We start from the raw sequence: 19653 nt of genomic DNA, 5'->3' as shown, positions 1-19653 counted from the left end.
CTCAATCTCCTTGCATGATTAATTGTTCCTGTGCAATATTTTCTAATACTGTAATATATAAACTTAGTTTAACTTTACCATGGTCGCTAGTTTCATGCAAAATTTTTTCTGACTGAATTTTTGCACCTTTATCAAGCCCTCTTAATAAATTTTGTTTTGCTTGTTCAATACCAACTTTAATCGCTTCTTCTTTTGATCTTTCAAATTTCTTTATTTGAACTTCTTCAATACTCTCAGAAATAATTGATATCGGGAATTGATATTTAAGGATTTTTAATTCATTCTCTTCTGAATTAATAATCTGTTCTGTGTACCCTTGTTTCTTCCAAGGCCAGATTTTGAATTGCTTATTACCTACTTTTAATTGCAGGCGTTCCGTATAATTCCCAGTAATTTCTTTATGTTCAATTTCAAGTGGTACGACAACATCTGCAGTATACCATGTCGTTGCCCATATCTCCCCTTTTGCAGCAACATTTTCGACGGTGTCTTCATCTTCTGCACTTTGCGGAGTTCTTTCTATACTACCTGATACGAGTAAATCTCCTTTTTCAACAAAATCACTAATCTCTGCTACAGGTTGTCCTCTTTCAACGTAAGTATATTGAATAACACCACTTTTATTGGCAACTAGATGCCGAGGACTTAGTGAAACCTCATCTTCAACAACTACTTTTTCGACTCCCTCTAAATGATAGGTTGTCCCTTTTTGATCTACACCAACCCAAAGAAGCTCTGGAATCTCGTTTAGTAAATCTTGTTGTATTTGATTAGGTGAGGCTAGCGTAATTTTTAGTGCGCCAGGATGAACACCATTCTGTTGAAGACTTTCAATTATTTTTGTCTCTAGCTCTTTTGGAACACCAACAACATTTATTTTCCATATTGTATTTGAGAGTAGAAGGAGGACAAATAGACTGATTATTAGGCCAGAAAATAATGGTTTATTGCGGAATATACGGTTTCTCAAAAATGGGAAGCCGCTCTTATGTTTAAATTTTATTTTCATACTACTTTTCTTTCTTATTTGACGTACAGTACGAAGATCTTTTAAATATATTTTTACTTCAATGCTATTTTTGCCAACCCTTTTGATATCCCAAACGGAGATACCATGATTGACACATTGATTTAAAAATTGTTCAGCATTATCTCCGGTTAGTTGAATCGTCAAGTTTCCTAATATAAATGAACCTTGTTTCTCCTTCATTTTATCCTCCTCAAACTCCATTAATCCTTTATATATTTTATTTCTTCGACTTTACCTTCTAATAAAATTTCTTCAGATACCATTAGTTTTAATACAAAGGAATGACCAGTTATTTGTATAAAGCCTTGAGAGGTTTTTAATTTTAATTCCGTTTCCGAATACACTTCTAAACCTTTATGGTTTTCAATATATAAGTGGACATTTCCAATCATTGTGATACGAGGTAGTTCGAGTAAAATATCTGAAGGTAGTGCTAATGACTGCACAATCATATTTCTTAAATGTAGATGCCATTTTTTCACATGCTGTTCCCCCTCATTATATTGTTATGAGAGGGACAATACTTTAAGACCTTACCAATAAAAAAACCGTCTATATTCTTCACTCTTATGAGTAAAAAATACAGACGGTAAGTTATTGTTTTTTATATCTATCTAATGTTGGACTTCGGTAACCATTTAAAGATCTTGGCTTCCCAAGTACTTCTGCCATAATGATACCGTTAATAAGTCCCTTACTTTGTAAATTACTTCTTAAATTTCTTTTAAGTTTTTCTTGTTCTTCTGATAAAACATCAAGTGGTTGTAGTGTCTCACCTAAATCTAAATTATTTAGTGATAGGTCCTCCGCACTAATATTACTTGAAGCTATCCCGTACTTTCTCTCAAGACTCTCCATTTGAGCTTGTTGTTCTGCAGCAATAGATGCAGAAGTTCCTCTATCAAGTTCCTCTTTCGAAGAAGACCCACGAACCGTTTGACGTCTGACAGGTTTTCTACTTCGATCTGCTGAACTAGATTGCGTTCTTGTTCGCGATCGTTGCTCTGTTGTTGATGGAGTTGGTCTTTTTTGATTTTGTTGCGGTTTCTTCTGTTCTTGTTGCTTTTGTTCTTCATTATTTTTAGATAAAACACCAATTAGCCCAGATACGATTAAAACGACTAAAAATATATTATCTAAAATTAGATCAATTAAACCACCCATTACTTCCCTCCTTTACAGGAATCAAAGAAGTTATTATTAATTGTTGTCATCACTTTCTTCTGTTAATTTACCTATTGTGTCACGCATTTCAGTATCTGCACCAATGTTTTTATAGTTCATATAATCCATAACACCCATATGTCCTGAACGTAATGCTTCTGCTAAAGCAAGTGGTACATCTGCTTCCGCTTCAACAACCTTCGCTCTCATTTCTTGCGTACGAGCAACCATCTCTTGTTCAAGTGCCACAGCCATTGCACGACGTTCTTCAGCTTTAGCTTGTGCAATATTTTTATCTGCTTCTGCTTGGTCAGTTTGTAAAATGGCTCCAATATTTTTACCTATATCAACGTCTGCAATATCTATCGAGAGAATTTCAAAAGCTGTTCCTGCATCTAGACCTTTAGCAAGTACAGTATGAGAGATTGAATCTGGATTCTCTAGTACCTGAGCATGTGTAGTAGCGCTACCAATCGTACTTACTACACCCTCACCAACACGGGCAATGATTGTTTCTTCACCAGCACCCCCGACCAAACGGTCAATGTTGGCACGTACTGTAATTCTAGCTTTTGCTTTCACTTCAATACCATCCATCGCAATACCAGAGATAAATGGCGTTTCAATTACTTCTGGATTAACACTCATTTGAACAGCTTCAAGTACGTCACGACCAGCAAGGTCAATTGCTGCTCCTCTTTCAAACGGTAAATCAATGTTTGCACGGTGTGCTGCGATTAACGCATTCACAACCCTGTCGACATTACCACCAGCTAAATAGTGACTCTCTAGTTGGTTATTTCCTACATTAATACCTGCTTTATGTGCTTTAATCAAAGGATTAATTACACGGCTAGGAATAACTCGACGTAGTCTCATCCCAATTAGCGTAAAGATACTAACTTTAACACCCGCTGCAATTGCACTAATCCACAGTGCTACTGGTACAAAAGTAAATAGTACTGCTAATGCAATCAAAATGACCCCAATTATTATAATCGGTAAAATGTTTAATTCCATCATAAAAAAATTCCTCCTCTTTCTTTATATCTATTATTGTATCTCTCTTACAACCACTCGTACACCCTCAACTTTGACAACTTTAATTTTACTACCTTTACTAATATAACTACCATCAGTAACAATATCTATCTGCTCATCATTAAACATACCTACACCTGCTGGTCTCAATGTAGTGAGTGCTTCACCCTCAAGTCCTATTAACTCTAGGCGGTTTACAGAAGATACATAGCCAAGTTCTGTTGTCGTTTGGTCCTTTAATATAATATGCCTAAACATTCCTTTATCTAAACCTACTCGTTTGTATAAAATTACCGCTAAAACTACGGCAACAATAAATGCTAGAGAAATACTAAATGCCATATGTCCAATATCATAACCTGACATGAATAAGGAGCCTATGATTGCTCCAATTCCAATAAATCCAAGAATCCCACCTGGAACAAAGAACTCTGCAACAATAAGGACAATCCCTACGATTAATAATAATATCGCTTCCATTCCTGCAAGTCCTGCCACAATATGTCCATAGAAGAAAAGTAATAAAGAGATAATCCCCATCGCTCCTGGAACACCAAATCCTGGAGAATACAATTCAACAATTAAACCGATACTCGCAATCGATAATAGAATAGGAATGACAGTTGGACTAGTAATAAACCTTGCTACTTCTTCTGCAAAAGTAGGTTCTGTATCAACTATGGTTGCATTTGCTAGCCCTAGTTCTGCAAGGAGTTCTGTTCGATGATTAACTATTCCTTCTGCATATCCTATTTCTAAGGCTTCATTTGGTCCCAATGTTAAGAACTCACCTTTTGGGGCGCCATACTCTGGAAGATCAATTGTTTCATCAGCCATTGCAGCTGCATATAGAGGATCTCTATCTTGTGACTCTGCAGCACTACGCATTGCTGCTAACCAAGCGGAGCGTGCTTTTCCATCTGCAGCATTTCCATCACCAGTAATGACACCACTTGCTCCCATTGTAGCTAAAGGCTTAAAGTAGATATTATCTGTATTTAAAGCAATATACGAACCGGCAGATAATGCTCGATTCACAATGAATGAAGTAGTAGGAGTTTCAATACTTTGTAGTAGTTCAGCAATGTCACCGGCTGAATCAACCCTACCTCCAGGTGTATCTATTTCAAAGATAATATGATCAGCACTTGCTTCCACTGCTTCCTCAGTTGTACGTCTTAGAAAAGCTTCTAATCCGCGTTCAACTTCTTTCTCTATTGGTATGACATAAACTAATTTACCTGTACCTTCCGCATGTGTAGTCGGATTAAAAAAACTAGGAAAAATCATAATGATAAGTGTGATTGAGAACAATATGTATTGAAAAGTTTTTTTCATAGACAAATATAGTCACCCCCCTTTTTCATTCTCTATATATACGTGAGTGCATAAGAAAAAGTTTCATTTAGTTTTAAAATATTACTGAAATATAACATACTTTTACAATTATGATACTACCATACTAATGATTTCTATGGAAATACAAAGTATAAAAAAATCTCCTTATTTAATATAAGGAGATTTTCTCTCGTAAAGAACATAAACTTTACTAAAATTAATTTAATTTATTTTCTACAACTTCTCTAATTTTTGAGCCATCTGCTTTTCCTTTTGTTAAAGGAACAACCTTGCCCATAACTTTGCCCATATCTTTTAGAGATTTGGCATTTACTTCTTGAATCACTTGCTCCACAATTTCTTCTAATTCTTCATTAGAAAGTTGCTTAGGCATATATTCTTGTAAGATATCAATTTCAGATTGAACTTTCTCAACAAGATCTTCACGGCCAGCTGCATCAAATTCTTGGAGGGACTCTTTTCTTTGTTTTAATTCTCTTGATAGAATGGTTAGTTCTTCATCTTCAGAAAGAGGATCTTTCTTAAGCTTAATCGATTCATTTTGTATCGAAGCTTTAACCATACGAATAACGCCAAGGGTTTCTTTATCTTTATTCTTCATTGCTTGAACCATGTTTTTATTCAACTGTTCAAGTAAAGTCATAAAACTGCACCCTCTTTTAGAATTTACGTTTTCTAGCTGCTTCAGACTTCTTCTTACGTCTTACGCTAGGTTTTTCATAATGTTCACGCTTGCGATATTCTTGAAGTGTACCACTTTTTGATACACTACGCTTGAAGCGACGAAGAGCATCCTCAAGAGACTCGTTTTTACGTACGCGAGTTGTATTTGACATGCTTTTTTCCCTCCCTCCAAAGCACAAAACAAAATTAGAAACATATGAAAATGTTCATATGTATACTAAATTATAATATAAGCTATTCTTTTGGTCAACTTAAAATTTCATTATATTTATAGAAATTAATAAGATTCGTTTCCTTCTACACCTTGAACAATGGAAACACCAGCACTTGCACCAATTCGGTTTGCCCCAGCTTCTAGCATTGCTTCCATTGTTTCTTTATCACGAATGCCTCCTGAAGCTTTAACACCAAGCTCTTCTCCGACTGTTTCACGCATTAATTTCACATCTTCAACTGTTGCTCCACCTGTTGAGAATCCAGTAGATGTTTTAACAAAATCCGCTCCTGCTGCTTTTGCAAGTTTACATGCTCTAACTTTTTCATCATCAGTTAGTAGCGCAGTTTCAATAATAACCTTCGTAATTGCTTTCCCACGTGCAGCATCAACTACAGCTTTAATATCTTCTTGAACAAGCTTATCATTTCCTGCTTTAAGTGCACCTATATTAATTACCATATCAACTTCTGTAGCACCGTCTTCAATTGCTTGCTTTGCTTCAAAAGCTTTTACAGCTGATGAATTAGCTCCAAGTGGGAACCCAATTACAGTACATACTTTTACTGGGGTATCTTTTAAAGCTTCATAAGATTTGGAAACCCAAGTTGGATTTACACATACCGAAGCAAACTCATATTCTTTCGCTTCAGCAAGTAACTTCTCTATAACATCTTCTGTTGTGTCTGCTTTTAATTGCGTATGATCAATGTATTTAGCTAAATCTTGCGACATATTAAATCCCTCACTTAAGATTATTTTACAAGTGCATGTGTAGCATCATCCATTACGCGAACAAATTGCCCTTCGTTATATGGATAACCTGATTTCGTTATTTTTACTCGAATAATTTTTCCAATCATATCTGGTGTTCCTTGAAACTGTACTTTCATATAATTATCCGTATATCCTACTAATAATTCTGGTTGGTCCGCGTTAACGATCGTTTCCTCAGGGATAACTTCTAGAACATCATTTTCATATTGAGAAGCATATTTTTTTGCTAGTTGGTCTGATAAAGAAATAAGTCGATGTACTCTTTCCTCTTTTATTTCATCTTCTACTTGGTTATCCATTCTTGCTGCTGGAGTCCCTGTTCGGCGTGAGAATGGGAAGACATGTAACTCAGCATAGCCGATATCTCTAATAAAATCGTATGTCTCTTGAAACTCTGCTTCTGTTTCTCCTGGAAAACCAACAATCACATCGGAAGTAATCGCTAGGTTAGGTAGAGCTTGTCTAATTCTCTCTACTTTTTCCTTGTAAAAAGCTGTAGAATACTTTCTTCGCATGCGTCCCAATACTGTATCTGACCCTGATTGCAATGGGATGTGGAGGTGACGCACAATCTTCTCAGAATTATCTAATACCTCTATTACTTCATCAGTAATTTGACTAGCTTCAATTGAAGAAATGCGAATTCTCTTTAAGCCATCTACTTTCGTTTCTAAGTCCTGCAGTAACATAGCAAAATTATAATCCTTTAAGTCTTCACCATAACCTGCTGTATGAATTCCCGTTAATACAATTTCCTTATAACCTGCTTCTACTAGCTTTTGTGCTTGGTCAATTACATTTTCTGGGTCACGAGATCGAAGTAACCCTCTTGACCATGGAATAATACAAAAAGTACAGAAATTATTACAACCTTCTTGTATTTTTAAAGATGCTCTTGTTCGATCAGTGAAGACAGGAACATCCATCTCTTCAAATACGCGGTTTTTCATAATGTTACTTACACCGTTTACAGGTAATCTCGTTTCTTCGTGTTCCTCAATATATTTAAAAATATTCTTTCTATCTTGTGTACCAACAACGACGTCTACACCTGGGATTTCCAGTATTTCACCTGGAGACGTTTGCGCATAGCATCCTGTAACACAGACAATGGCATCAGGATTATTACGTACAGCACGACGGATGACCTGTCTACTTTTCTTATCACCTGAGTTTGTTACTGTACAGGTGTTAATCACATAAACATCAGAATTACGATCGAAATCTACCCGTTCGTAACCCTTTTCCATAAACATCCGCCAGATTCCTTCCGTTTCATAATGGTTCACTTTACAACCTAGTGTATGGAATGCAACTGTTGTCATTCTACCCACTCCAATTCTTCAAAATGATAGGAAATACTTGCTAAAGCGTATAATGCTGCGGTTTCAGTTCTTAGTATTCTCGGTCCAAATCTTACAGCTTGGAATTGATTTTCTTTTAGAAGGTTTACTTCATCTTTAGAAAATCCACCTTCTGGACCAATACATATTAATAGCCTTTGCCCTTTTTTCATTTGTTTTAAAACAGTTGCAAATGAATGGTGTTCCTTCGTTCTTGCCTCGTCTTCAAATGCAAATAATTTATAATCAAAGTCACTACTCATATTGATTAAACTTTGCAATGTCATTGGTTCTTGAATGCTAGGTATACTATTTCTGTGACTTTGTTCACTTGCTTCTTTGATGATTTTTTCAAAACGTTGCATTTTTTTTGCGATTTTCTTATTATCCCACTGGACGATTGAGCGTTCTAGTTGTGTTGGTATAAATTCTGTTGCCCCAAGTTCCGTGCCCTTTTGTAGGATTAAATCAAACTTATCACCTTTAGGTAAGCCTTGTGCAATAGTGACATCTATTGGGAGCTCTGCATCATTTTCTAACCACTCTTTAATGTTTACTACCACTTGTTGTGTATCGATTTCAATAATTTCACATCGTGCTGCTTTACCCTCTGAATCATTACAAATAATATGATCTCCTGGTTTAAAGCGCATCACTCGATTCATATGATGAACATCATCACCTGTGATAATCACTTGATTATCATTCCAGCTCTTTTCATCAAGAATAAAATACCTTTGCATGGTTTTCACCTACTTGTCCAAAGTAATCCTTAAGGCTTCCTCGCAATAATTGAAACCCAATCTTCTAATTCTTTGATTTCAATCACTTCAAATCCTTGTTTTACTAATTCATCAAGTACCAATTGTTTTTTGTCCTGAATAATTCCTGATGTTATAAAGATACCATTATTTTTCAAATTTTCCCATGCATCATCAACAAATTTTACAATAATTTCCGCTAAGATATTTGCAACGATTAAATCTGCTTGCTTGTGGATATCGTTTAACAGATTATTTTGTTGAACAATGATTTTATTCGATAGATCATTTTCTGCTATATTCGCTTTACTGCTTTTAACCGCAATTTCATCTAAGTCATATGCGTAGACCGTATCTGCTCCTAATTTGGCAGCTGCAATACTTAAAATTCCAGAACCACAACCTACATCGAGAATTAACTCGTTTCCACTCATATACTTTTCTAAAGCCTGTATACTAAGCATTGTTGTTGGATGTGTTCCTGTTCCAAAAGCCATTCCTGGATCTAGTTCAATTATAATTTCATCTGGAGATGTTGGTTCGTATGTTTCCCAGATTGGTTTAATTGTTACATTTTCTGATACCTTAACTGGTTTATAATATTTCTTCCAAGCTGTAGACCAGTCTTCTTCGTCAACTTCATTTTGTGTAATTTGGTTCTGACCTATATCAATACCAAATGATTTTAATTCGTTAATTTCTGCTTGAATTTTTTCTAATATCTCACTTAAATTTCGAGTGTCTTGGATATAAGATTTCACTCGCACCCCTTCTTCGGGATAATAGTCTGGATTCAACTCATAGATTTCACCAAAAGTTGAGCGATGAGATTTTATTAAATCTGCAGAGTCCTCGGTAACTAAACCACTAAAACCATGCTTATCTAAAATATAAGTGATTGACTCAATCGCTTCATTTGTCGTTTGAATGCTGATTTCTATCCATTTCATTACCATCGACTCATTTCTTTGGGAATTATATTTATGTATAAGAAAGCTGCACATCGGCAGCTTTCAATTGTTTCTAAACGGGTGCTTGCGCCTTTGAATGTTTCGTCTGGCTCCAGCACCCAGCAACTATCAAACTTCACACTTCTCCATTGCGATAAGTCAACATCGATTCACTTCGTTCATCGTGTTTCCTTTATCTCATTGCGAAGCGCTCCAGTTTGTACGTTGCTAAACGGGTGCTTGCACCTTTGGAGGTTACTCACCTTTAAAGGCTTTTTTAAAGCGTTGGAAGATATTTGTGTCTTGTTCTTCCGTTGTTTCATTTCCACCGATTTCATTAAATTCTCGTAGTAAATCTTTTTGTTTTTCATTTAAATTAGTTGGTGTCATAATTCTAACTTTAATATGTTGGTCACCTTGCCCTCTGCCTCTTACGTTAGTAACACCTTTACCACGAAGTCTGAATGTCTTTCCAGTCTGTGTCCCAGCAGGAATTTTTAATTTAACTTTTCCGTGGACAGTTGGTACTTCTACTTCATCACCTAGAGCAGCTTGTGTAAACGTTAATGGTAATTCACAGAATATGTGATCACCTTCACGCTCAAAGTAATCATGCGAACGAATTTCAACGACTACATAAAGATCTCCTGCAGGTCCACCATTAATTCCGTCTTCACCTCTACCAGCAACTCGGATTTGTTGGCCTTCATCAATTCCGGCTGGGATTGTGATACTAATTTTATTATTCTTTTTCACGCGACCATCACCGCGACATGTCGAACATTTTTCTTTAACGGTTTGGCCTTTCCCTCCACAATATGGACATACTCTTCTATTAACCACACGACCGAATGGTGTGTTTTGTTCTTGATTAAGCTGTCCTGCTCCGTGACAATGTGAACAAGTTTCTGGTTTTGTACCAGGCTTTGCCCCTGAACCATGACATGTATCACATTCTTCTTCACGTGGAATATTTACTTCTAGTTCTTTACCAAAAATCGCTTCTTCAAAGTCTAATGTCACTCTATATTGTAAATCCGCACCTTGTCTTGGGGCATTCGGATCTTGACTTCTGCCTCCACCAAAGAACATATCAAAGATGTCGCCAAATCCACCAAAGTCTTGGGCGCCACCACCGAAGCCACCAAACCCCTGACCACTAGCTCCTGCATGACCAAATTGATCATATTGCGCTCGCTTTTGTTCATCACTAAGAACTTCATATGCTTCTTTTGCTTCGATAAATTTATCTTCTGCACCTGGCTCTTTATTAACATCAGGATGATAGGTTCTTGCTAATTTACGATATGCTTTTCTAATTTCATCTTTTGAAGCGCTTTTTTCAACACCGAGCACTTCATAATAATCTCTTTTACTCAAAACTTCATCACTCTCCTGCCGAACTTTTGCATAGGTTTTATCATATCATTACTAACAAACATCTGGCAAATGAACCTATGGAAATCAAGATTGCCCGAAAAAAGTCAAAGCCAAGAGAATCCTGACTTTGACTTTTAATTGTTTATTATTAAACTTTAATCTCTTTATATGTTAATCATTAGCTAGATAAAGATTAGTGGATTACTTCTTGTCTTCTTTATCTTCTTCGTCTTCTACTTCTGAATAATCTGCATCAACTACATCATCTGCTTGGTTAGCATCTGCACCAGCTTCAGCTCCACCTTGTGCTTGCTGTTCTTGTTGCATTTGCTCATATAGCTTAACAGATAATTGTTGTACATGTTCTTCTAAAGCATTTTTCTTAGTAGTAATTTCTTCGATATCTGTACCTTCTAAAGCTTTTTTCAGCTCTTCTTTAGCTGTTTCTGCTTTTCCTTTATCTTCTTCAGAAACTTTATCGCCAAGATCTTTGATCGTTTTATCCGTTGTGAAGATTAATTGATCTGCTTCATTACGTAAATCAACTTCTTCTCTACGCTTCTTATCTGCTTCAGCATTTTCTTCAGCTTCTCTTACCATCTTGTCAACTTCTTCATCCGATAACCCTGAAGATGATTGGATTGTAATTGATTGTTCTTTATTTGTTCCTTTATCTTTCGCACGAACATTCACGATTCCGTTTGCATCAATATCGAAAGTAACTTCGATTTGTGGAATACCACGTGGTGCAGGTGGAATATCCGTTAATTGGAAACGTCCAAGTGTTTTGTTATCAGACGCCATTTCACGTTCACCTTGTAAAACATGGATGTCAACAGCTGTTTGATTATCAGCAGCAGTTGAGAATACTTGTGAATGACTTGTAGGAATAGTTGTATTTCTTTCAATTAATTTCGTAAACACGCTACCCATTGTTTCAATACCAAGAGATAGTGGTGTTACATCAAGTAAAAGAACATCTTTAACGTCCCCTGCAAGAACTCCACCTTGGATTGCTGCTCCTAGAGCAACTACTTCATCCGGGTTAACTCCTTTTGAAGGTTCTTGTCCAAGTTCTCTTTTGATTGCTTCTTGTACAGCTGGAATACGAGTTGATCCACCCACTAGAAGTACTTTATCAATATCACTTGAAGTATATCCTGCGTCAGATAAAGCTTTACGTGTTGGAATCATAGAACGTTCTACTAATTCTGATGTTAACTCTTCAAATTTAGCACGAGTTAATGTCATTTCTAAATGTAGAGGTCCTGCTTCTCCTGCAGTAATAAATGGTAATGAAATTTGCGTTTGAGAAACACCTGATAAATCTTTTTTCGCTTTTTCAGCTGCATCTTTTAGACGCTGTGTGGCCATTTTATCTTGTGATAAATCAATACCATTTTCTTTTCTAAATTCTTGTACCATATAATCAATCACTAATTGGTCAAAATCATCTCCACCAAGTTTGTTATCACCTGCAGTAGAAACAACTTCAAATGTACCATCACCAATATCTAAGATAGATACATCAAATGTTCCTCCACCAAGGTCAAACACAAGAATCGTTTGATCTTCTTTATCTTGGTCGATACCGTATGCTAAAGCTGCAGCAGTCGGTTCGTTAATGATACGTTCTACTTCTAAGCCTGCAATCGTTCCAGCATCTTTAGTTGCTTGACGTTCTGAGTCGTTGAAGTAAGCTGGTACTGTAATAACAGCTTTATTAATTTTCTCTCCTATATAGTCTTCTGCATAAGCTTTAAGGTGTTGTAGGATAATTGCAGAAACTTCTTGAGGTGTGTAATCTTTGCCATCAATTGTTTCTTTGTAATCAGTACCCATATGACGTTTTATAGATTGGATCGTATCTGGGTTAGTAATTGCTTGACGCTTTGCAACTTCCCCTACTTGTCTTTCACCATTTTTAAATGATACGACTGATGGTGTTGTTCTATTTCCTTCTGGGTTAGGGATAACAACTGCTTCCCCACCTTCCATTACAGATACAACCGAATTTGTTGTTCCTAAATCAATACCAATAATTTTACTCATAACTCTAATTTCCTCCTTGACTACTTTCCATTATTTATTAACTTTAACCATAGATGGTCGAATAACTCTATCTTTAAGTAAATAACCTTTTTGTAGTTCTTCTACAATTTGGTTCGATTCAAATGCTTCATCTTCTACTTGCATTACTGCGTGGTGTAAGTTTGGGTCGAATTCTTGACCTTCTGTCTCAATTACTTCTACACCATTATTAGTGACTGCCTCTTGAAGTTGGCGATAAACCATTGATATACCATCAATAAGCCCCGCTGTTTCTTCTGTCTTTTCAACTTGTAATGCTCTTTCAAAGTTATCTAGAACGGGAAGTAGATCATTAACAATATCTTGTGATTTGTATTTACGTTCTGCTTCCTTTTCTTTTTGCGACCGTCTTTTAAAATTATCAAATTCAGCTTGTAATCTTAATAGACGATTATAGATTTCATCTTTCTCTTTAAGAACTGCATCTAGTTCACTATTTTCTGCAGTCTCTTGTTCTGCTTCTGTTTCTTCTACTTTATCGATTATTTCTACTGTTTCTTCTTGGTTCTCAACTTCTTCTTGCTTTTGTTTCTGATCTTTTGTTTCCATTACACGAGACACCTCCAAATATTAACCATGACCATTCTACATTTTTATACTTAAAATAACCATTAAAAACTGTGGTAGGAAGTTCGAGAGCTAATCTTTTCTCCCTACCACTCAATGCCAAATTCATCTTAAAATTTATTCATTATTCTTGTACCACATGTAGAATGTGTTATTCATTTCATTTGATAATCCTTTTAAAAGGGATATTACTTTTTTATATTCCATGCGAGTTGGGCCTAGTAATGCTATTGTTCCCATATATTTATCACCATTATGAACACTCGAAGTAATTAAGCTGAAATCTTTAATAGCTTCGTTTTCATTTTCATTACCAATTGTAACTTCTATACCTTTGGTTGTATTCTTTAATAAATTTGCTAAAGTTTCTTCGTGGTCCATTAAATGAAAGAAGGAACGAACTTTATCAATATCATTAAATTCAGGTTGCATTAAGATGTTTGATTTCCCACTCACATAAAGCTTTACTGGAGAATCCACTGCAAATATATCTTTCATATAATGAATAATATGATTATCCTCAAGATAACGCTGGGTCATCTTTGCAATTTCATTATAGAAAACTCCTTGCAATTTCACGATAGGAATTCCTTGAAGCTTCTCATTCATCATATTTACTAGTTTTTCAAGTTCAGAAGGATTAATACCTTCTGGGATAGTAAATGAACGATGCTCCACGTGACCAGTGTTTGTAACCAATATCGCAACAGCCATCTGTGGTGATATGGTGACAATTTGAATTTGCTTCAGCTTGGTTTCAAACAATTCTGGGCCTAATATTATTGAAGTATAACTAGTTAAATTAGATAATACCTCAGCTGACATCTGCACAATTTGTTCAAACTCATAAAAACCTTTTTCCAGTAAATTACTTACAATCCCTTGATATCTTTGGCTAGTATGCGGCTTAATTAAATGATCAACATAGTACCTATACCCTTTTTCCGAAGGGACACGTCCTGATGAAGAGTGCATTTTTTCTAAAAAGCCTAATTCTTCAAGATCAGCCATATCGTTTCGAATCGTTGCTGCGCTAAAAGGAATAGTCCCTTTTTTTGCAAGCATTCGAGAACCTACTGGATGGGCTGTTTCAATAAAATCATCAATAATCACCTGTAGTAATAATAGTTGCCTTTCAGTTAGCATGATGATCACCTCTGTTAGCACTCATTGCCTCCGAGTGCTAATTCTATATATAAATTATCAAATTCAATAATCTTTGTCAACGAACTACTACTATTTTATCAATAATCATATTCTCTATAAATGTAAAACTTTTTCTTCATCTAGAATAAATTCCTCGAAAACAATATTTCCTAGCAACATTCCCTGTTTTGTTAACTTGATTTTATTATCTTCTCTTATAATCAAATCATTCTTTTCAAGTTTCCTTATTTCTTCTCCATACACTTTATCAATTGTATGGCCGAACTTTTTTTCAAAATAATCAATAGGATATCCTTTAACTTTCCTTAGTCCTAAAATTAATTCTTCTTCCATTTGTTCTTGTAATGAAATGTTGTCTACTTGAAGGATTGGTTTCTCTTTTGCTTCTAACTTTTTTAGATATGTCGGTACAGTTTTAACATTCATGAAGCGCTCACCTGGTAAATAACCTGAAGCACCTGCTCCAAATCCATAAAAATAATTATTATCCCAATATGCAAGGTTATGTTTACTTTCATGATTAGGTTTAGCAAAATTACTTATCTCATATTGCTCTAAACCATATTTTTTCATTCGATCTAAAAGAATATGATACATCTCCACTTCATCTTCTTCTCTTGGGCGATGCAGTTTCCCCTTTCGATATTTGTTATGGAAGACTGTCTGGGGTTCTATCTGCAAGGAGTAAGTAGAATAATGAGGGAGATTAAATGCCAAAACTTCTTCTAAAGATTTGGTGAATTGCTCGATTGTTTGATGTGGTAATGAATAGATAAGATCTAGGCTAATATTACGAAAATCATTTTTCGTTAATAGGTTCACTGTATCGTAAACATCCTTCACACGATGAGCTCTTCCTAATTGTTCAAGCATCTGATCATCCATAACTTGAACACCGAAAGAAATCCGATTTACACCATAATCTTTTAATAGCTTCGCCTTTTCTTCATCAATATCCCCTGGATTTATTTCAATTGTAAACTCTTCTAATTTTGTCATATCAAACTTTCTATGAATATTCTCCATTAGAATGGTTAATTGATCGATATTTAATGCAGTAGGGGTACCACCACCGACGTACAATGTTGACAGTACATTATGGTTATTTGGCAGATAATTATCCATTTCTTTCCCTAGTCCAATAACAAAGTCAGTTGCTCTTGCCTCGTTATAGAAGTACTTTACAAAATTACAATAATGGCACATTTGTTGGCAAAACGGGATATGAATATATGCAGATTGTATATTAGGCATTTCTTCAGCTTCTTTCATCTTCTAAATTTTAGTATAAGATAAAAAGGAAAAGCCTGAGAGCAGCAAATGCTTTCAAGCTTCCAAAAATAATCTTTTAATTATCATCCATCTTCAGTACTGCCATGAATGCCTCTTGAGGAACCTCTACTGAACCGACCATTTTCATACGTTTTTTACCTTCTTTTTGTTTTTCAAGAAGTTTACGCTTACGGCTAATGTCCCCTCCATAAAGCTTCGCAGTTACGTCTTTTCTAACTGCTTTAATTGTCGATCTCGAAACAATCTTATTTCCAATCGCAGCTTGAATAGGAACTTCAAATTGTTGACGTGGAATAAGTTTTTTAAGCTTTTCAACAATTTGTCTACCACGTTCATAAGAGAAATCACGATGGACAATAAATGATAAAGCATCAATTGTTTCACTATTTAAGAGAATATCCATCTTCACTAATTTAGATTCTCTATAACCGATTAACTCATAATCAAAAGATGCATACCCTTTCGTATGTGATTTTAATTGATCAAAGAAGTCATAAACAATTTCAGATAATGGAATTTGATAAATAACGTTCACACGAATATCGTCCAGATATTGCATATTTACAAACTGGCCACGTTTTCTCTGAGCAATTTCCATTACGGGGCCAACATAATCATTTGGTACCATGATAGTCGCTTCTACATATGGCTCGCTAATTGATTCAATCACTTGTGGATCTGGCATATCTGCAGGGTTATCTACGATTATTTTATCACCGTTTGTTTTTTCTACTTCGAAGATAACACTTGCTGCAGTTGTGATTAAGTCAATTCCAAACTCTCTTTCAATACGCTCTTGGATGATTTCCATATGAAGTAATCCTAAAAATCCACAACGGAAACCAAATCCTAGAGCTTGTGAAGTCTCTGCTTCATATTGCAAGGATGAGTCATTTAATTCTAAGCGCTCCAAAGCTTCACGAAGATCATTGTAGTCATTAGAATCGATTGGATATAGTCCACAGAATACCATTGGGTTTAATTTTCGATAACCTGGCAGTGCTTCAGTAGCAGGACGAGCAGAATTTGTTACAGTATCCCCTACTTGTGTATCCCCGACATCTTTCATTGATGCTGTGAAATACCCAACATCTCCCACTGTAAGTCCATCCGTTTCAGTGATTTTCGGTTTAAATACACCTACTTCATTCACTTCAAACTCTTTGCCGTTTGACATCATCTTGATTTTGTCTCCGACGTTCATCGAGCCTTCTTTGATACAAACGTACGCTATTACACCTCGATAAGAATCATATAATGAATCAAAGATTAAAGCTTTTAATGGTTCATCAACCTTACCAGGTGGTGGAGGTATTACCTCTGTAATTCTTTCTAGGATTTCGTCTATCCCTATATTTGATTTTGCCGAAGCAAGGATAACATCGTCACCATCGATACCAAGGACATCCTCTAATTCTTTCTTAACACGTTCCGGATCAGCACTTGGCAAATCAATTTTATTGATAACTGGTATGATTTCTAAATCGTTTTCCATAGCTAAATAAACGTTTGCTAGTGTTTGTGCCTCAATTCCTTGGGCAGCATCGACTACTAGAATTGCCCCTTCACATGCAGCTAAGCTTCTTGAAACTTCATAAGTAAAGTCTACGTGACCAGGAGTATCAATTAAATGAAAAGTATAATCTTCTCCACTTTTACTTTTATATTCAAGTTGTACAGCATTCAGTTTAATTGTGATTCCGCGCTCTCGCTCTAAATCCATACCATCAAGCAATTGTTCTTTCATTTCACGCTTAGAAACTGTTTGTGTATTTTCTAAAATTCGGTCAGCTAACGTCGATTTCCCATGATCGATATGTGCGATGATCGAAAAGTTTCGTACATTTCTATTTTTATTCACCATTCCTGTTGTTCACTCCTACAACTCTATTATCATAATAGAGCAATTAAATTCGGTGATAATTACTAGCATTGATTATAGCAATAGAGCTAGATTTATTCAATAACTATACCATTTTAACACTTATAAATACACTATCTCAACTTTCTAACCGACGCTTGGAGGTTAATTATAACAGGAAATTCAATCAGGGTTAATCGCTTAATAAAATAATTTCGAAACTTGATAAAGGAAGTGCACAATAATTTCATAAATAAAATCCACAACAGATTCAAGTGCGATCGCAGCTTTATAAGCTGTAGTATTTTGAGTAGATGCCATATTCATTTGACTTGCTTGAGGGAGTTCACTTTCTACAGACTCGCTAAAATCAGCTTCCACAGCTACTTCTACGTCTTCTACTGGAGCAACATGCCTCACTTGTTTTTCCATCCCATGCTGCACACCCATAAAGAAACAAAGTGCAAGTGCAAATATCAAAAGAATAATACGCATATTTACCCCCCGCTTCCTTGAACTGCTTCTGCGTCCCAATAATACTCGCTAAATACTTCTGCAATTACATCAATCGTCCGGTACGTTTCTTCCAAAGTATTTCCAACCCCACCAATTTCAAGTAATAAAGCATTTTCCGTTAAGTCTTGATTGTAAATTCCATTGTTACCTGAGCCACCTTGTTGAACGGCGCCCCTGCTAAGACCTGGGTATTTTTCTTTCAGCCGATTATGAAGATTATTAGCTAATTGATAATTTTTCTTAAATGCTGGATTATCCTTACCAATAACAAACATCACTTTCGCATAGTTTTCTCCATTGATATTTTTTGTTGTTAGATCTCTTGAAATACCATCTCTATGGATATCAATCGCGTATTGTAAATCTTTATGTTGAGCAAATGCCTCACTGACTACTTCTCGGGATGCTTCGTATGACTGCCAATACTCCCAATTATTTTGAACGAGAACTTCTCCTATAATATCTGTTTCATCTACAATCGCACCAATTCCCTTCTCTTGAAGAGATTGCTTTAACCTTTCACTAACTAGCGTAATATTTACTTCACTATGATGCGCCAAATCTGGATTTGTTATATCTGGTAGATGTGGTAAAAATGACTCTCTATTATGTGTGTTATAAATAAAAACAACATTTCTCTGCTCATCTACTGAAGGTATTTCTTTTTGTTCATCTTCTCCAGTGTCATTCTCGTACTCTGCTTCTCTTTCCTCTAATACATCCTCAAGAGGAAAAGAAGATTCGACTGGTAAATTCGTAAAGTCTGTGCCCTCACCTGCAATTAATATCTCTGTATCATAAATTGAAAAACCAGGAAGTTCATTGCCAAGTAAACTTCTAAAATCATTTGGTTTCACACTCGTCATTAAGTGAAAAACTCTACTTGGTAAAGAATCAAATGGACTCTCGTCATCAGCAACTGCAGCAAACGCTCTATTTTCCATCGTTAATAAGTGAAAAAATATTGAAGGATGTACGTCACTCGTCCATGAGCTAATAAGATTAGAAGAGAATCGATACTTTGTTTGGTTCATCGCCATAACCGACAAAAGCAGTGTCAAAATGGTGACTATGACTACGACAAAGATTCTTTTTTGGCTTTGTTTATTTTTATTAGATAAAAACATATTTCCATCACTCACTTTCTCTTAATATAATCTATGATAGAGACTGAATGATAGAACTTATATTTTATATAAATCTAGTCACTAGTGTTGCATTAATATAGTTTGAATTTTCAGTTACTAACTTTTTTCTAAAAGAGCCAAAAAACTAAATACCCTATTAAAGGTGGCTCCATCCATTTGGGATTTATTTACAGTTAGACGAGAGTGACAGCGACGTTTTGGTAGTTAAGAAGCACCTTTTCCCTCAATTTTCAGGAGCCAGATATAAGCTGGCCTCCACAACGAGGCTCTTAAAAAACGACTGATCTGTAGGATTGTTCTTTTACTT

The 19653-nt window shown here is 35.6% G+C and carries 19 protein-coding genes; all 19 read right to left on the bottom strand.

What is annotated here, in order from left to right; genetic code table 11:
• Position 1 precedes the first annotated feature (1 nt).
• The gene (gene yqfD / locus ACXYMZ_RS03255; RefSeq protein ID WP_458946929.1) at positions 2-1210 is read right to left on the bottom strand and encodes a sporulation protein YqfD; all 1209 of its coding nucleotides are present in this window, start codon (positions 1208-1210) and stop codon (positions 2-4) included.
• A 20-nt stretch (positions 1211-1230) separates the two neighbouring features.
• The gene (yqfC, locus tag ACXYMZ_RS03250) at positions 1231-1512 is read right to left on the bottom strand and encodes a sporulation protein YqfC (protein ID WP_458946928.1); all 282 of its coding nucleotides are present in this window, start codon (positions 1510-1512) and stop codon (positions 1231-1233) included.
• A 112-nt stretch (positions 1513-1624) separates the two neighbouring features.
• A complete protein-coding gene (locus tag ACXYMZ_RS03245) occupies positions 1625-2194 on the bottom strand; it encodes a hypothetical protein (RefSeq protein WP_458946927.1) in 570 nt (189 codons plus the stop codon).
• 36 nt (positions 2195-2230) lie between these two features.
• Positions 2231-3217, bottom strand: a complete 987-nt coding sequence (floA, locus tag ACXYMZ_RS03240; protein ID WP_458946926.1) for a flotillin-like protein FloA — start codon at positions 3215-3217, stop codon at positions 2231-2233.
• 30 nt (positions 3218-3247) lie between these two features.
• A complete protein-coding gene (locus ACXYMZ_RS03235; protein ID WP_458947482.1) occupies positions 3248-4573 on the bottom strand; it encodes an NfeD family protein in 1326 nt (441 codons plus the stop codon).
• A 217-nt stretch (positions 4574-4790) separates the two neighbouring features.
• On the bottom strand, positions 4791-5237 hold the full coding sequence (locus ACXYMZ_RS03230; RefSeq protein WP_458946925.1) for a GatB/YqeY domain-containing protein: 447 nt from the start codon (positions 5235-5237) through the stop codon (positions 4791-4793).
• Positions 5238-5253: 16 nt separating this feature from the next.
• Positions 5254-5430 carry a 30S ribosomal protein S21 gene (rpsU, locus tag ACXYMZ_RS03225; RefSeq protein WP_019377991.1) on the bottom strand — a complete coding sequence of 59 codons (177 nt, stop codon included), beginning with the start codon at positions 5428-5430 and terminating at the stop codon, positions 5254-5256.
• Between the two features lie 125 nt (positions 5431-5555).
• Positions 5556-6227 (bottom strand): deoxyribose-phosphate aldolase, encoded by a 672-nt coding sequence (gene deoC, locus ACXYMZ_RS03220; RefSeq protein ID WP_458946924.1) that lies wholly within the window; start codon positions 6225-6227, stop codon positions 5556-5558.
• A 20-nt stretch (positions 6228-6247) separates the two neighbouring features.
• Positions 6248-7594 (bottom strand): tRNA (N(6)-L-threonylcarbamoyladenosine(37)-C(2))-methylthiotransferase MtaB, encoded by a 1347-nt coding sequence (gene mtaB / locus ACXYMZ_RS03215; protein ID WP_458946923.1) that lies wholly within the window; start codon positions 7592-7594, stop codon positions 6248-6250.
• The gene (locus ACXYMZ_RS03210) at positions 7591-8355 is read right to left on the bottom strand and encodes a 16S rRNA (uracil(1498)-N(3))-methyltransferase (protein WP_458946922.1); all 765 of its coding nucleotides are present in this window, start codon (positions 8353-8355) and stop codon (positions 7591-7593) included. Before ACXYMZ_RS03210 ends, mtaB begins: the two co-directional genes overlap by 4 nt.
• A gap of 29 nt (positions 8356-8384) precedes the next feature.
• Positions 8385-9323, bottom strand: coding sequence for a 50S ribosomal protein L11 methyltransferase (gene prmA / locus ACXYMZ_RS03205; RefSeq protein ID WP_458946921.1), 939 nt, complete (start codon positions 9321-9323; stop codon positions 8385-8387).
• Between the two features lie 255 nt (positions 9324-9578).
• Positions 9579-10703, bottom strand: a complete 1125-nt coding sequence (dnaJ, locus tag ACXYMZ_RS03200) for a molecular chaperone DnaJ (RefSeq protein ID WP_458946920.1) — start codon at positions 10701-10703, stop codon at positions 9579-9581.
• A 201-nt stretch (positions 10704-10904) separates the two neighbouring features.
• Positions 10905-12755 carry a molecular chaperone DnaK gene (gene dnaK, locus ACXYMZ_RS03195; protein ID WP_458946919.1) on the bottom strand — a complete coding sequence of 617 codons (1851 nt, stop codon included), beginning with the start codon at positions 12753-12755 and terminating at the stop codon, positions 10905-10907.
• A gap of 30 nt (positions 12756-12785) precedes the next feature.
• Positions 12786-13343: a nucleotide exchange factor GrpE gene (grpE, locus tag ACXYMZ_RS03190; protein ID WP_458946918.1), complete on the bottom strand. Its 558-nt coding sequence runs from the start codon at positions 13341-13343 to the stop codon at positions 12786-12788.
• Between the two features lie 135 nt (positions 13344-13478).
• The gene (gene hrcA, locus ACXYMZ_RS03185; RefSeq protein ID WP_458947481.1) at positions 13479-14507 is read right to left on the bottom strand and encodes a heat-inducible transcriptional repressor HrcA; all 1029 of its coding nucleotides are present in this window, start codon (positions 14505-14507) and stop codon (positions 13479-13481) included.
• Between the two features lie 114 nt (positions 14508-14621).
• Positions 14622-15782: a radical SAM family heme chaperone HemW gene (hemW, locus tag ACXYMZ_RS03180; protein WP_458947480.1), complete on the bottom strand. Its 1161-nt coding sequence runs from the start codon at positions 15780-15782 to the stop codon at positions 14622-14624.
• A 94-nt stretch (positions 15783-15876) separates the two neighbouring features.
• The gene (lepA, locus tag ACXYMZ_RS03175; RefSeq protein ID WP_458946917.1) at positions 15877-17685 is read right to left on the bottom strand and encodes a translation elongation factor 4; all 1809 of its coding nucleotides are present in this window, start codon (positions 17683-17685) and stop codon (positions 15877-15879) included.
• Positions 17686-17883: 198 nt separating this feature from the next.
• Positions 17884-18177 carry a hypothetical protein gene (locus ACXYMZ_RS03170; protein ID WP_458946916.1) on the bottom strand — a complete coding sequence of 98 codons (294 nt, stop codon included), beginning with the start codon at positions 18175-18177 and terminating at the stop codon, positions 17884-17886.
• A 2-nt stretch (positions 18178-18179) separates the two neighbouring features.
• Positions 18180-19232: a stage II sporulation protein P gene (gene spoIIP / locus ACXYMZ_RS03165; protein WP_458946915.1), complete on the bottom strand. Its 1053-nt coding sequence runs from the start codon at positions 19230-19232 to the stop codon at positions 18180-18182.
• Between the last annotated feature and the right edge of the window lie 421 nt (positions 19233-19653).

The sequence above is a fragment of the Oceanobacillus sp. CAU 1775 genome (assembly GCF_054482815.1).
The sequence above is the reverse complement of the archived record's forward strand: the minus strand, read 5'-3'. Positions and strand labels throughout refer to the sequence as shown.